This is a genomic window from Chryseobacterium sp. IT-36CA2 (assembly GCF_949767875.1).
Taxonomy (GTDB): Bacteria; Bacteroidota; Bacteroidia; order Flavobacteriales; family Weeksellaceae; genus Chryseobacterium.
This window is the reverse complement of sequence record NZ_CATKPG010000020.1, coordinates 244740-257061: the sequence shown is the minus strand read 5'-3', so window position 1 is coordinate 257061 and position 12322 is coordinate 244740. Positions and strand designations below refer to the sequence as shown.

Annotated in this window: 16 protein-coding genes; 2 read left to right on the top strand and 14 right to left on the bottom strand. The window is 35.4% G+C overall.

Annotated elements, in window-relative coordinates:
- Window positions 1-4 precede the first annotated feature (4 nt).
- The 8 genes from ACM6F9_RS08570 to ACM6F9_RS08535 all read right to left on the bottom strand — a co-directional run bounded on the left by ACM6F9_RS08570 (window position 5) and on the right by ACM6F9_RS08535 (window position 5082).
- On the bottom strand, window positions 5-382 hold the full coding sequence (locus ACM6F9_RS08570; RefSeq protein WP_414845322.1) for a hypothetical protein: 378 nt from the start codon (window positions 380-382) through the stop codon (window positions 5-7).
- Window positions 383-397: 15 nt separating this feature from the next.
- Window positions 398-700: a hypothetical protein gene (locus ACM6F9_RS08565; RefSeq protein ID WP_414845321.1), complete on the bottom strand. Its 303-nt coding sequence runs from the start codon at window positions 698-700 to the stop codon at window positions 398-400.
- A gap of 64 nt (window positions 701-764) precedes the next feature.
- Window positions 765-1352 (bottom strand): ferritin-like domain-containing protein, encoded by a 588-nt coding sequence (locus ACM6F9_RS08560; RefSeq protein WP_414845320.1) that lies wholly within the window; start codon window positions 1350-1352, stop codon window positions 765-767.
- 71 nt (window positions 1353-1423) lie between these two features.
- The gene (locus ACM6F9_RS08555; protein ID WP_414845319.1) at window positions 1424-2071 is read right to left on the bottom strand and encodes a stress-induced protein; all 648 of its coding nucleotides are present in this window, start codon (window positions 2069-2071) and stop codon (window positions 1424-1426) included.
- A 218-nt stretch (window positions 2072-2289) separates the two neighbouring features.
- On the bottom strand, window positions 2290-2904 hold the full coding sequence (locus ACM6F9_RS08550; protein ID WP_414845318.1) for a Crp/Fnr family transcriptional regulator: 615 nt from the start codon (window positions 2902-2904) through the stop codon (window positions 2290-2292).
- Window positions 2905-2961: 57 nt separating this feature from the next.
- Window positions 2962-3558, bottom strand: coding sequence for a Crp/Fnr family transcriptional regulator (locus tag ACM6F9_RS08545; protein ID WP_414845317.1), 597 nt, complete (start codon window positions 3556-3558; stop codon window positions 2962-2964).
- A 319-nt stretch (window positions 3559-3877) separates the two neighbouring features.
- The gene (locus ACM6F9_RS08540) at window positions 3878-4111 is read right to left on the bottom strand and encodes a hypothetical protein (RefSeq protein ID WP_414845316.1); all 234 of its coding nucleotides are present in this window, start codon (window positions 4109-4111) and stop codon (window positions 3878-3880) included.
- 86 nt (window positions 4112-4197) lie between these two features.
- Window positions 4198-5082, bottom strand: a complete 885-nt coding sequence (locus ACM6F9_RS08535) for a DMT family transporter (protein ID WP_414845315.1) — start codon at window positions 5080-5082, stop codon at window positions 4198-4200.
- Window positions 5083-5179: 97 nt separating this feature from the next.
- On the opposite strand from ACM6F9_RS08535, the gene ACM6F9_RS08530 reads away from it, so the two are divergent.
- Window positions 5180-6601, top strand: a complete 1422-nt coding sequence (locus tag ACM6F9_RS08530; protein ID WP_414845314.1) for a PLP-dependent aminotransferase family protein — start codon at window positions 5180-5182, stop codon at window positions 6599-6601.
- A gap of 119 nt (window positions 6602-6720) precedes the next feature.
- Here ACM6F9_RS08530 and ACM6F9_RS08525 read toward each other — a convergent pair whose 3' ends face one another.
- The 5 genes from ACM6F9_RS08525 to ACM6F9_RS08505 all read right to left on the bottom strand — a co-directional run bounded on the left by ACM6F9_RS08525 (window position 6721) and on the right by ACM6F9_RS08505 (window position 10045).
- Window positions 6721-7317 (bottom strand): Crp/Fnr family transcriptional regulator, encoded by a 597-nt coding sequence (locus ACM6F9_RS08525; RefSeq protein ID WP_089691886.1) that lies wholly within the window; start codon window positions 7315-7317, stop codon window positions 6721-6723.
- A complete protein-coding gene (gene ytxJ / locus ACM6F9_RS08520; RefSeq protein ID WP_105702049.1) occupies window positions 7314-7694 on the bottom strand; it encodes a bacillithiol system redox-active protein YtxJ in 381 nt (126 codons plus the stop codon). The genes ACM6F9_RS08525 and ytxJ overlap by 4 nt, the downstream gene beginning before the upstream one ends.
- Window positions 7691-8152: a DUF1569 domain-containing protein gene (locus ACM6F9_RS08515; protein WP_414845313.1), complete on the bottom strand. Its 462-nt coding sequence runs from the start codon at window positions 8150-8152 to the stop codon at window positions 7691-7693. Before ACM6F9_RS08515 ends, ytxJ begins: the two co-directional genes overlap by 4 nt.
- Window positions 8146-8682: a YfiT family bacillithiol transferase gene (locus tag ACM6F9_RS08510; protein ID WP_414845312.1), complete on the bottom strand. Its 537-nt coding sequence runs from the start codon at window positions 8680-8682 to the stop codon at window positions 8146-8148. The genes ACM6F9_RS08515 and ACM6F9_RS08510 overlap by 7 nt, the downstream gene beginning before the upstream one ends.
- A 220-nt stretch (window positions 8683-8902) precedes the next feature.
- Entirely contained in the window at window positions 8903-10045 is a 1143-nt protein-coding gene (locus ACM6F9_RS08505; protein ID WP_414845311.1) for a DEAD/DEAH box helicase, read from the bottom strand.
- 216 nt (window positions 10046-10261) lie between these two features.
- On the opposite strand from ACM6F9_RS08505, the gene pncA reads away from it, so the two are divergent.
- On the top strand, window positions 10262-10867 hold the full coding sequence (gene pncA, locus ACM6F9_RS08500; RefSeq protein WP_414845310.1) for a bifunctional nicotinamidase/pyrazinamidase: 606 nt from the start codon (window positions 10262-10264) through the stop codon (window positions 10865-10867).
- A 176-nt stretch (window positions 10868-11043) separates the two neighbouring features.
- Here pncA and ACM6F9_RS08495 read toward each other — a convergent pair whose 3' ends face one another.
- The gene (locus tag ACM6F9_RS08495; protein ID WP_414845309.1) at window positions 11044-12225 is read right to left on the bottom strand and encodes a pseudouridine synthase; all 1182 of its coding nucleotides are present in this window, start codon (window positions 12223-12225) and stop codon (window positions 11044-11046) included.
- Between the last annotated feature and the right edge of the window lie 97 nt (window positions 12226-12322).

The window sequence follows — 12322 nt, the reverse complement described above, 5'->3', positions numbered from 1 at the left end:
GACATTAATCTTTTTTATTTCCCAGGATTTCAAGAAGCCTGTTGATATACTCTTCTTCTTTCAAAACTTTATAATAAGCAGTTTTAGCATACAAAGTGAAGGCAGGCGATTCAAATCTTATTTCAGCATCCGCATTTGTAGTTTCCGTTGTATTTTTAGAATGAAATTCACGGATATTAAAAATATAGTCTTCTAAATAAGTATCTATCACTCCTTTCAGGACCTCACATGTTGCATTGTTTTTAATTTTTTCCAAGGACTTGATCAGAAAAGCCGTCACACCATAAGAATTAATAATAGGTGGAAATAAAGACTCATTCTCTATCGCATTATTTTTATCATTTAATCCGGAATTTTGTAAAGTGTCGTTTTCAAATGTCATATTCAAAAAATGGTATTAGTTATTGGAAGCTTTCAAATATTGTTCAAAATAATGAAGGTCATTTTTATCTTTTATAGACAAATAAAACATGATCTGTTCCGGCTCTTTTAATCCTATGCTGCCGAAACAGTCGAAATGAGCTATTAATGCCCGTATATTTTCAATATCAATATCTTTCAGGATGATAAATAAAAGAAAGATATTTTCTTTGATCTCCTTAGCATAAATTGCCGCTCCGTCTTCGAAACACTTTCCCGTGTGGGCTACTTTTACAAAGTCTTTGTGTCTCAATGTTTTTATTATTTTCTGACAGTCCATATATTTTGATTTCATGGTTGAAATAAGCCATATAGAACAAGCTATATGGCTTATTATTTTTGTTTTATTCTTCCTGTTCTGCATCAAAATTGATGGAGGTCTCTGCAATATCAGTAAGATGCGAATCAGTATTTTCTTCTTCCTGAAGTGTTCTTTCCAGCAGATCTGCTGCCTTATCATGTCCCATGGTAATGGCAAGTTGAGCCAATCCGCCATAAGTGGCAATTTCGTAATGTTCTACTTTTTGTGCAGCAATAATCAATGCAACATCTCTTGTTGCAGAGCCGTCTTCTGTTGATTTGATAACTTCTTCACCTTCTTCAATGATTCCTTTTATAGCCTTGCATTCTTTTTTTTCAGGCTTTTCGTCAATGAGCTGGAATACTTTTTCCAGACGTTTAACGTGTTTTTGGGTCTGAAGATGATGATCTTCAAAGGCATCTTTCAGTTCTTCTGTTGTAGCGGAATCCTGCATTTTTTCCAATGCTCCAAGAATGGCGTTTTCCGCATAGTAAATATCTTTAAGAGCACTTACAAAGAATTTGTGAAGCGATGAACTTTTCATTTCATCTTTGTTGACAGTTGACTTGTCTGCCGTTCCTTTTTTGGTGGCAGGAACTGCACTATCTGTTTCTAAAATCTTATTTGGCATGGTGTGAATGGTGTTTTGTTTTTAAAGGATTACCCCTTTATATGACTAAAGAGGTAATCCGGGAAAAAGAATTATGAATTACGTCTGCCGCCGAATCCGGAACGACCTGAAGATCTTCCGCCTCCATGGGATGCCTGTCCACCCATTCTGGCAATTCTTGTACGGTCTGCCTTGCTCATTGCTGCAAAACCTCTTTTTGAATTGCCTGAACCTGAACTGGAATTACGGCTCAAGCTATTACTGTTACTATTGATTCCTGATCTTGAATTAGAACTTGTTCTTCCTGAGTTGGAACCCGAATTTGAAGATCGACCTCCTGATCTGGAACCTGAACCTGAGCGGTTACGGGAACTACCGTTTGAGCTTCCACTACGTGAGCCTCCTCTATCGGAAATAAATCTTCCTTGGTTGTCTCTCTGCTGGTTTCCGTTGCTGTTTCTGGAATCTCTGTTATTACGCCCTCTTCGGTCATAATTATCATCATCATCTTCCTCATCGTAGTTATTATCATAATCATCGTCTTCATCGTAATCATCGTCATAATCATCATTTTCATTATCAAAATAATTTTCATATTCTGAAAAATCATCGTCATAATCTTCATCTTTGGTGGCATCGTTGAAGCCATGGTCATATCCTAATTGATAAACTTCTTCAAGATTTTCGGGCGAATGCGAACGTCCTCTTGAGCTGCTGCTTCTTGAGTTTCTAGTGTTCATAACTGAATTTTTATATTAATATTTAGTGATGGGTATTACAGTCCGTGACTAGTATTAGACGGCAATGATTGAGTGTCGGTAATTTTAGAATGATTGATAAAAGCAAAATGCTTTTTGCGTGCCTTTTACTAAGGGCTTAAGGATGTAGTGAATAATTCTATATCAAATGTATGTCTTAATAACTCATTTTTTTATGATCTGAGTCATGTTAATACATATTAATATAAAATTTTGCGGTCTTTTAAACTCAGCATTCCTTCTTTTTCCATTTTCTTTAGAGTTCTGATCACGGTTTCTACACGCAACCCTACAAGATTGGCAATCTGCTGCCTTGTAAATGCAATATGAAAACACTGATGGCAGTCTTCATCATGATAACTTTTAAGGTAATCTAATAAAGCTCTTAATCTTTGCACCGGATTTTGAGAAGCCATACTCTGCATCATTTTCAGTTTATAAAAAACCTCCTGAGAAAGACAGGCATTCATTTCCAGAGAAAGATCTGGATTCTGGCTGAGCATTTCAAAGAAATTATTTTTAGGGAGTCTTATAATTCGTGTTTCTTCAAGGCATACTGCATTGATCGGGTAATCCTGATTGAGAAAAAGCATAGCTTCTCCAAAACTCTGTTTTTTACCCAAAATATTATGAATAAACTCCTTGCCATCTTCATTATAATTGTTGAGTTTCACTTTTCCTTCAACAATCTGAAAATAATAAAGTGCATGATCCTCTTCTTTAAAAACGATATCACGTTTTTTATAATTCCTTTCTTCTCCTCCGAATGAGTACAGAAGACTTTCAGCAATATTCATGCAGCTTATTGTTTTCATAGCTTTACTCGATTTTAAGTAAAGAAAAACGCAAATAATATACCTAAAATGATTTTTTTAGTATAAAATTTTACGATTTTCAATTCTCAAAATTTTATCCCTTTCCATATGCTTAATAGTTCTTATAGCAGTTTCTACGCAAAGCCCTGTAAGGCTTGCCATTTGCTGCCTGGTTAATGGTATCAAAAAAGAATATGGGCTCAAATCCTTTTGAAAACTTTTAAGATAATCCATCAATCCTTTAAGCCTTATGGAAGGATTTTGGGATGAGAGATTCTGCATCATGATAAATTTATAATAAAGGCGTTCGGAAAGAAAGCTGTTGACTTCCACATATAATTCCGGAGACTCGTTCAGGAGATTGAAAAAAATGGATTTATGAAGTTTTAGAACACTGCATTCTGTAATAGCTTCAGCATTCATAGGATAAGGCTTATCTATGAAAAGAATAGATTCTCCACAGCTTTCACCATCAGATAAGATGTTTTGAATGAATTCTTTTCCTTCCTCATTATAATTATTGAGTTTCACCTCTCCTGTAATGATCTGGTAATAATAATTAGGAATATCTCCTTCTGAAAATAAAGTTTCTGAAGGGGTATAATGTCTCGTTTCTGCTCCCGCTGAAATCAAAATGTTTTCGTTGATAACCATAATAGTTGTTTTTTGGCGTTGTTTTCTTCTTCTCTTCTTCTTAGTCTTAGTAAAAATATCATTGGGAACTGACTTTAATATACATGCAAAAATCACACCTTAATGATTATCCCAAACGTTAAAAAAGGTTAAAAAAAATAACAACTTTAAGCATATTTACATTTATTGTTTAAATATTATCACCAAAAAAGCAAATAAATTATTTTTTTGATACCACATTTTTAAAAACATAATTTAAGCAAGATGTAAACAAATAAGAAAAGAAAACCCATTTCGCTCAATGAAAACGGGTTTTATAGGTAAATAACAAGAAATATTGTTATTTTTTTGTTGTTTTATTTTTAGAAGTTCTTACAGTATCCATATTTTTTTTTGAAGAAACCGTATCAGTACGTATTGTATCTGAGGGAAGAGGTGTAACAGAGGAAACCGTATCCGTTCTCATAGTATCTGTAATAAGACTGTCTGTAGTAATTGGCCTCTCTGTTTTTGATTCTTTTTTGCAGCTTAGGACAATAATTCCTACAAGCAAGGTTGGGATGATCAATTTCATAATGATATATTTTGTGGTGATGTTCCAAAAGTAGACTATTATGACACCGATTTCTTATGACCAAAATCATAATGCTCTATTGTTGATTACTTTGCAAACTTTTTAGTTCCAGCAACACACAGAATCACTCCTACTGTCACACCCAACATTCCTATACTCACCTGCTCATGAAGAAGTAACGCCGCTAATGCCAAACCAAAGAAAGGCTGAAGCAGCTGAAGCTGTCCTACAGTAGCAATCCCCCCCTGCGCCAAGCCTTTATACCAAAAGATAAAACCAATAAACATACTGAATAAGGAAATATAAGCTAATCCAGACCATCCCTGAATACTAACATTCTGAATATCATTAGGGAAATAAATAAAAAACAAAGGAATCATTATAGGCAATGCTAATACCAGAGCCCATGAAATTACTTGCCAGCCTCCTAATGTTTTAGAAAGTTTAGCGCCTTCAGCATACCCCATACCACACAAAATAATAGCAAGCAGCATCAGAACATCACCTATAGGAGATGCAGATATTCCTTGCGAAACAGCATATCCAATCACGAGAAGACTTCCTACAATCGAAAAAAACCAAAATACAGGATGAGGTCTTTCACCACCTCGCAATACCCCGAATACTGCGGTTGCCAAAGGAAGCATTCCAAGAAATACTATAGAATGAGCGGAAGTAAGATATTGAAGAGCTAATGCCGATAATAGCGGGAAACCTATCACACAGCCAAGGGAAACCAAAAGCAATGGTATCAAATCTTTTTTGACAGGGCGTTTTTCCTTGCCCAACCATAATACGATAAGAGCCAAAATCCCAGCAACGGCCGCACGAACTATTGTTACAAAAGTAGGACTCATTTCCATTACTGCTAATTTTGTTGCCGGTAATCCACCACTAAATAGTACAACTCCTATAAAGCCATTAATCCATCCGCTTATATTTTCATCTTTTGATATTTGTTTTGTCATCATTTTATTCAAGCTTTTAATTGATGGTTCAAAATTAGAAAGGATAATTATATAAACACAGTATCAGTTTTGTATATTTGCATGAGCACAGTTTAAAAATATGAGTAAAGAATTTTTATATACAGAAATTGCAGACGGAATCGCAGGACAGATTAGAAACGGTATTTTAAAGGCTGGAGACAAACTTCCTTCAATCAGAATGCTATGTAATGAACATCAGGTGAGCATGAATACAGCCAAGCGTGTTTTCCTGGAACTGGAATCCCAGTCTTTAGTAGAATCAAAACCCCAATCTGGTTATTTTGTAAGCCAGTTGCTGTCCGCAAAACTTCCTTTGCCGGAGGTAAGTCGTCCGTCATTGATCGCCAATAATGATGAACCGGATGAGCTGATAAGTAAAGTATATGAAAATATGGGTAAAAAGGATCTTACTTTTTTCTCTATCGGGATTCCGTCTGGAGATCTTTTGCCTCAGGCCAAGCTGAAGAAAGAAATTGTAAATGCTATCAGAGAATTAAAAGAAGGAGGTACAGAATATGAAGAACTTCAGGGAAATCTGAAACTCAGAAGAATGATTGCCATACGTTCTCTGCAATGGGGAGGAAACTTGAGCGAAAACGATTTGATTACGATGAATGGCGGAATGAACGCTCTTTCTTTCTGCTTAATGGCTTTAGGAAAACCTGGGGATACGATTGCAATCGAAAGTCCTTGCTATCCCGGAATTCTGCAACTCGCTAATGGATTAGGTTTAAAAGTATTGGAACTTCCTACCCATCCTACTACCGGAATAGAAATTGATGCTCTTAAAAAAGTAATTCCCAAAATAGATATCTGCCTGCTCATTCCCAACTTCAATTCACCGTTGGGAAGCTGTATGCCTGATGAAAATAAAAAGGAAATTGTAAAAATACTTTCTGAAAATAATATTCCGCTGATAGAAGATGATGTCTACGGAGACCTTTATTTTGGTTCCAGCCGTCCAAAATGCTGTAAATCTTTCGATAAAGACGAAAACGTACTATATTGTAGCTCTATTTCAAAAACATTAGCTCCGGGTTATCGTGTAGGCTGGATTGCACCGGGAAAATATAAAGATAAAATTCTTAAGCTTAAACTTCTGCATTCCACTTCTTCCATTTCGATTGTTAATGAAGCTGTAGCCAACTTTTTGAAGTCAGGAAAATATGAAAAACATCTGCAGCAGCTTCGCAGAACATTACAGTTCAATTATCAGAATTATGTTCAGACGATTGCTGAATCTTTTCCGGAAGGAACCAAAACCAGTCGTCCGCAGGGAGGGCTGTCTTTATGGGTAGAATTTGATAAAAAGATAAGAACCACAGAATTATATGATCTCGCCATCAAACAAAATATCAGTATTGCTCCCGGAAGAATGTTTACCTTTCAGGATCAGTTTGAAAACTGCATGAGACTTTGCATAGGCCTTCCATGGACTGAAAACACTCAGGAAAAGCTTAGACAAGTTGGTCAGCTTGCCAAAAAGATTTATTTGAAGTAAGGAAGATGGAAGTCATTATAGCTTTAAGAATAGCTCTTATGTCAATACTCATTGATCATATAAAGGATACTAGTGTTCACCAGAACTTCAAGCTTCCCTCTCCCATCTTCCAGCCTTCTTTATTTATTATCCGGGACGAAATTTTTCCTCGCCAGTTCTTTTCTTACACGGCTCAGACTCTCAGGAGTAATTCCAAGATAGGAAGCAATCATCCACTGTGGAACTCTCAGAAGCAAATCCGGATACATTTTAATGAATTTCATGTATCTTTCTTCTGCAGTTTCTCCCAACAAAGAATTGATCCTGTTCTGAAGACTTCTGATATGTTTCTGAAGAAGAAAATCACTTCTTTCAATACTGTTTGGAAACTGTTCTACTAATTTATTAAAGAAATCAGGGTGAAGAAACAGAACCTCCGAATCTTCCACTGCTTCTATATAATAAATCGACTTTTCATTGAAATAAAGACTGCTTCGGTCAGAAATCAGCCAGCTTTCAGGCGCAAATTGTATTATATGTTCTTTTCCATTTTTATCAATAGAATACATCTTTATCAGACCTTTTTCTACAAAGAAAATATGTCGGCAGATTTCACCATACTGAAGAAGAAACTGATTTTTAGGGATCTTCTTTACTTCATAGTGGAGGCTGCAGGTGTTCACGTTTTGAAGCGGAACATTTAAAACTTTGGCTAAATAATTATTTATATTCTTCATGATACAATCTGGCTTAAAGAAATATCTTGGTGCGAAGCATTGTTTACAGGCTTTCCATTCTCAATTACAATCAACTGTGGACTTTCGTGTCTGATCTCAAAATCTGCCGCTATTTTGTTAGAAACAGGTCTGTGAGCCAGTAGATCCAAGTAGTATACATGTACTTCCTGATCTGAATTTTCAACTTCTTTTTCAAAGTTTTTTAATACGGTCCTGCTGATGAAACAGCTTGTTGAGTGTTTAAATATAGCTATTTTATTCTGAAAAGAATCTTCTATAGCTTTTGTAAGATCTTCCTCAGACTCAATCTTTTTCCAGAACGTTTTTTGGTCAGGGGTTTCGCTTTTTCCACCGAATATTTTATCAAAAAAACTCATACATTAAATTGTTTTAGATGGTGATCAAGATGTTTGTACTCTAAAAATGTCCAGTCTTTTTCAGTCATTTTACCGAATAATCTGTGATGATCCGGCAGACTGTTGTTTTTACAGGCTTCCCGGAATTCTTCCAGCGTTTTCAGCAGATTGGTTTTTGATACATCAAAATCACACTCAAAATTAACGATTAGTTTTTGAAAAGTAGGCATGTTTCCGGGAATTCCATTATTGAAAATATGCATTTCTATTTTAGTAAAAATCCCTATTGCCCTAAACAGGACGTTAACACGGGGAAGTTCCAGTTTTCCCAAAGCTACCTGAAGAACTAGATCACAGTGCTTTAGCATTTGAGACACGTTCATTTTCCCCCACTTTCCGGTGGAGTTTTCAGATAACATGGAAATTCTGTCTTTAATTTCCTGATAATATATGGGATTATTGAGATTTTTCCTTACCAAACTTTTTCTATCTTCAAATTTTCAATATGAGCAAAATGATGATTACAATGCCAAGCGTATAAAGCAAGACTTTCTCTTAAATTATAATTTTTATTGTGCTCTGGATGATGAAAAGTTCTTTCAAACTGTTTATTGGTAAGGCTTTTAAGAAGTGTCACCCATCTTTGGTGTGTTCCTTTCAGCATTCTCATGGCCGGTTTTACAGGCATATGAAAACTGTCTTGAAGTTCTGCCCATTTAGCTTCATCATAAGGTTTTATGGTAGGATTATCTTCCGTAAGTGCCAGTTTAAAACGGATAAAACTGTTCATATGACTGTCAGAAAGATGGTTCACTAGCTGTCTTACCGTCCAGCCTCCTTCACGGTAAGGAGTATCCAGCTGGTCATCTGTAAAATGTTCAATGAGATTTTTCAGTCTTCCGGGAAAGTCTTTGATCACTTTGATATAAGTATCCAATGTCGTATCACAGATGCTTTCAGGAGCTTCAAACTGGCCAATTGGAAACTTTTTTTTCTCTAAATCACTCATTGTTCAAGGGTTTTTAATTTTTTAATTATTGCCGATTTGTCCTATCCTTATTTATTAAGACAATTTATAATGATCAGCTTGCGCGAATTTATCAAAAATTCAAGAATTTAAAGTGAATAAAGCATTAATTGTACCGATAATGATTTTTGTGGTACCGATTTTTCACTAAAAAAGGTTTCAATTGTATAAACTGAAACCTTTTATTATTTATAATCAATGATTAATATCCGTGTAAATCAATACCTTCTGTTCTTTGCAGAGTTACTTTTCTGCCCATTTTCTTTTGAATAACTCTAAAATGCTGTAATTCATCATCTGTCAGAATACTGATTGCTGTACCTTTTTCATTGGCACGTCCTGTTCTACCAATTCGGTGGATGTAATCTAAAGGTGAGCGCGGCAACTCGTAATTGATGACACATGGCAGGGATTCAATATGAATTCCACGACCAATTAAGTCTGTAGCCACCAAAATCTGGGCGCCATCTACTTTAAATTCTTCCAGATTATTTCTACGGGCACCTTGTGACTTCTGACTGTGGATTGCTACTGCTTTTATTTTGTTCTTTTTAAGCTTCTCTACCAGATTATCGGCAGATCTTGTGGAAGAAACAAAAACAAGTGCTTTCTCTACTTTCTTTTCTTTAATTAAATATCTTAAAAAAGGACCTTTATTTTCCGGAGAAACATGATAGGCAAGTTGTTCAATATTATCAATTTCAACTTCTTCTTTTTTAATTTCAATAATCGTAGGGTTGATGGAAAGACGTTCTTTCATTTCAGCAACTTTATCATTCAGAGTCGCAGAAAATAAAATGGTCTGTTTTGCAACAGGCATCATGGCAAAAAGCTTATTCATTTCTTCACCAAATCCTAACTGAAACATTTTATCGGCTTCATCAATCACCAGATGTTTAATTCCTGAAATACTCAGTGCGTTATGATCAATTAAGTCTAATAAACGTCCCGGAGTAGCAATCAAAACTTCCACTCCAAACATACCTTTCATCTGTGGATTGATAGAAACTCCACCATACACTGCCATTGTGCGTACTTCCCTCTTCAGATTTTCTGTAAACGCTCTGCAGACTTCATCAATCTGAATCGCCAGTTCACGCGTAGGGACCAATATTAAAACCTGAACATTACGGTCTTTTTTAACTTCCGCATTCTGCAATTTTTCTAAAATCGGCATCACAAAACACGCCGTTTTTCCGGAACCTGTCTGGGCTATTCCCATCAGATCTTTTCCTTGTAAAATAACGGGAACCGCCTGCTCCTGTATAGGGAACGGCTTTAAATATCCCAATTTTTTAACGGAACGAATAATATTTTGTGATAATCCTAAAGACTCAAATGACATAAAAATACTTATTTCCTGCAAAGATACGCTATTGATATTTGGTTTATGCCTCAAAACCTAATACACTGCAGACAAAATTTAATTATTTTAATTTTAAACCCCTACATTCCGGAAGTATTATAAAAATTACATTGCCGATTTGTCCGATAATTCGATTTTGGACAAATTTTTGCCAATTAGTTTTGTAAATTTATCAAAAATTCGAGAATTTAAAATATGAAAAAAGCATTAATAATAGTCGATGTACAGAATGATTTTTGTGAAGGCGGAGCACTTGCAGTCCCTGGATCCAACGAAATTATTCCCTATATCAATCTTCTGATGGAGGAAAACGAATATGATCAGGTTGTCTTGACACAAGACTGGCATCCTGCAGGTCATAAAAGTTTCGCAAGCAGTAATGGCAGAAAGGTAGGAGAAAGCATTATTTTAAATGGAGTTCCACAGTTTATGTGGCCAGATCACTGTATTCAGGGAACTTTCGGAGCAGAATTCCATAAAGATCTGAACAGAGATAAAGTAACCCATATCATACAAAAAGGTAAAAATATAGAAATAGACAGCTACAGCGGTTTCCAGGATAATAATCACTTTATGAAAACCGGATTGGATGATTTCCTGAAGTATCATGATATCCAATTGGTAGAAATTGTAGGATTGGCATTAGACTATTGTGTTAAGTTCACAGCACAGGATGCAGTAGCCAATGGATATGTAACCTGTCTTCATTTCAACGGAACACGTGCTGTAAATGTAAAACCGGACAATGCCAGAGATGCAATCTACGATATGATTGAAAAAGGAGTAACAGTCTTGGGGTAATTATAAATGATGAGTTATGAATTTTAGAACTCATAACTTAAAACAATAAAAAAAGCGCAGAAAATATTTTCTGCGCTTTTTTGTTTTTTATCCTAAGATCCTTTTTGAAAAAAATGATATAAGCTAGAACCCTGAATCTGTGATTCATCATTTATAGCTCATCATTTATCATTCTTCTAAAGCATTTTAAGGTTGTTTACTTCCAGTTCGCTAAGGATTCTCCAGTGTCCTCTCTTGATGTTCTTCTTCGTTAATCCTGCAAACATTACTCTGTCTAAAGATTCTACTTCATATCCTAATCTTTGGAAAATTCTTCTGATAACACGGTTCCATCCGATATGAATCTCAATTCCGATCTCATTTTTAGGTTTTCCCTCAATATAAGAAATCTGATCTACCACTGCTACTCCTTCATCAAGACGGATACCTTCAGTTATAAGACGTAGATCTTCAGCAGTCAGTTTTTTATCCAGCGTTACATGATAAATCTTTTTAGCATCAAAAGATGGATGCGTTAATTTTTTAGTCATGTGTCCGTCATTCGTTAATAAAATAACTCCTGTTGTAGAGCGGTCCAGTCTTCCAACCGGGAAAAGTCTGTAAGGTGAAGCATTCGCCACAAGATCCATTACAGTTTTTCTTGCTTTATCATCTTTTGTAGTAGAAATATAACCTTTTGGCTTATTCAAAAGTACATATACAGGTTTTTCAGGAGTAATACCTTGTCCGTCAAAAACTACTTTATCAGTTTTCTGTACCTGGTAACCCATTTCAGTCACTACCTGCCCATTAACTTCCACTAATCCCTGAGTAATCAGTTCATCCGCTTCTCTTCTGCTGCAGATTCCTGAATTCGCGATATACTTATTAAGACGGATGCTGTCTTTATGAACGTCTTTTTCAATTTTACTCAGTCTTCTTTTCTGTACAAAAGATCTCGTTTTGTCATCATTTCTTTCATCACCATTAGAAGGTCTTCTTCCATATTTCAGACTGCCTCTTTCATACTTATCTCTGGTATCGAAACTTTTTCCGCCTCTTTTAGGTTTTCCGAAAGATTTTTTCTCATAGCTCTCACTTTTGTTCGTGATATAAGCTTTTCTTTCAGATTTTGAACCTGATTCTTCGTTGGAATTTTCGAAGCTGTCTGTATTTCTTTTGAAGGGTTTCTTTTCAAATCTTGAGTTGGATCCCTGATGTTCTGATCCTTTTCTTGCCCCGTCTTTAGAAAACGGTTTCTTAAAAGGCTTTGATCCTGAAGAATTTCCAGATCTGGAAGCACGAGAATCATCAGAACTTTTCTTGGTTGAAATTCTTGGTCTCTTTGGTCTGTCTGAATTATTATTATCTCTGCTCATTCTAAAAATTTCTGCAAAGATAGTAATTTAGTTACGAGTTAAAAATTAAGAATCATAACTTTGCACTATAGTTTACATTTTAACTTTACATAAAATA

Excerpts from the sequence above, each read along its gene's own strand:
- ACM6F9_RS08555 (WP_414845319.1), bottom strand. The coding sequence starts at position 2,071 with ATGAACACTAGAAACTCAAGAAGCAGCAGCTCAAGAGGACGTTCGCAT.
- ACM6F9_RS08565 (WP_414845321.1), bottom strand. The coding sequence starts at position 700 with ATGGACTGTCAGAAAATAATAAAAACATTGAGACACAAAGACTTTGTA.
- ACM6F9_RS08495 (WP_414845309.1), bottom strand. The coding sequence starts at position 12,225 with ATGAGCAGAGATAATAATAATTCAGACAGACCAAAGAGACCAAGAATT.
- ACM6F9_RS08550 (WP_414845318.1), bottom strand. The coding sequence starts at position 2,904 with ATGAAAACAATAAGCTGCATGAATATTGCTGAAAGTCTTCTGTACTCA.
- ACM6F9_RS08540 (WP_414845316.1), bottom strand. The coding sequence starts at position 4,111 with ATGAAATTGATCATCCCAACCTTGCTTGTAGGAATTATTGTCCTAAGC.
- ACM6F9_RS08545 (WP_414845317.1), bottom strand. The coding sequence starts at position 3,558 with ATGGTTATCAACGAAAACATTTTGATTTCAGCGGGAGCAGAAACGAGA.
- ACM6F9_RS08505 (WP_414845311.1), bottom strand. The coding sequence starts at position 10,045 with ATGTCATTTGAGTCTTTAGGATTATCACAAAATATTATTCGTTCCGTT.
- ACM6F9_RS08570 (WP_414845322.1), bottom strand. The coding sequence starts at position 382 with ATGACATTTGAAAACGACACTTTACAAAATTCCGGATTAAATGATAAA.
- ACM6F9_RS08535 (WP_414845315.1), bottom strand. The coding sequence starts at position 5,082 with ATGATGACAAAACAAATATCAAAAGATGAAAATATAAGCGGATGGATT.
- ytxJ (WP_105702049.1), bottom strand. The coding sequence starts at position 7,694 with ATGAGTTTTTTTGATAAAATATTCGGTGGAAAAAGCGAAACCCCTGAC.
- ACM6F9_RS08510 (WP_414845312.1), bottom strand. The coding sequence starts at position 8,682 with ATGAGTGATTTAGAGAAAAAAAAGTTTCCAATTGGCCAGTTTGAAGCT.
- ACM6F9_RS08525 (WP_089691886.1), bottom strand. The coding sequence starts at position 7,317 with ATGAAGAATATAAATAATTATTTAGCCAAAGTTTTAAATGTTCCGCTT.
- ACM6F9_RS08560 (WP_414845320.1), bottom strand. The coding sequence starts at position 1,352 with ATGCCAAATAAGATTTTAGAAACAGATAGTGCAGTTCCTGCCACCAAA.
- ACM6F9_RS08530 (WP_414845314.1), top strand. The coding sequence starts at position 5,180 with ATGAGTAAAGAATTTTTATATACAGAAATTGCAGACGGAATCGCAGGA.
- pncA (WP_414845310.1), top strand. The coding sequence starts at position 10,262 with ATGAAAAAAGCATTAATAATAGTCGATGTACAGAATGATTTTTGTGAA.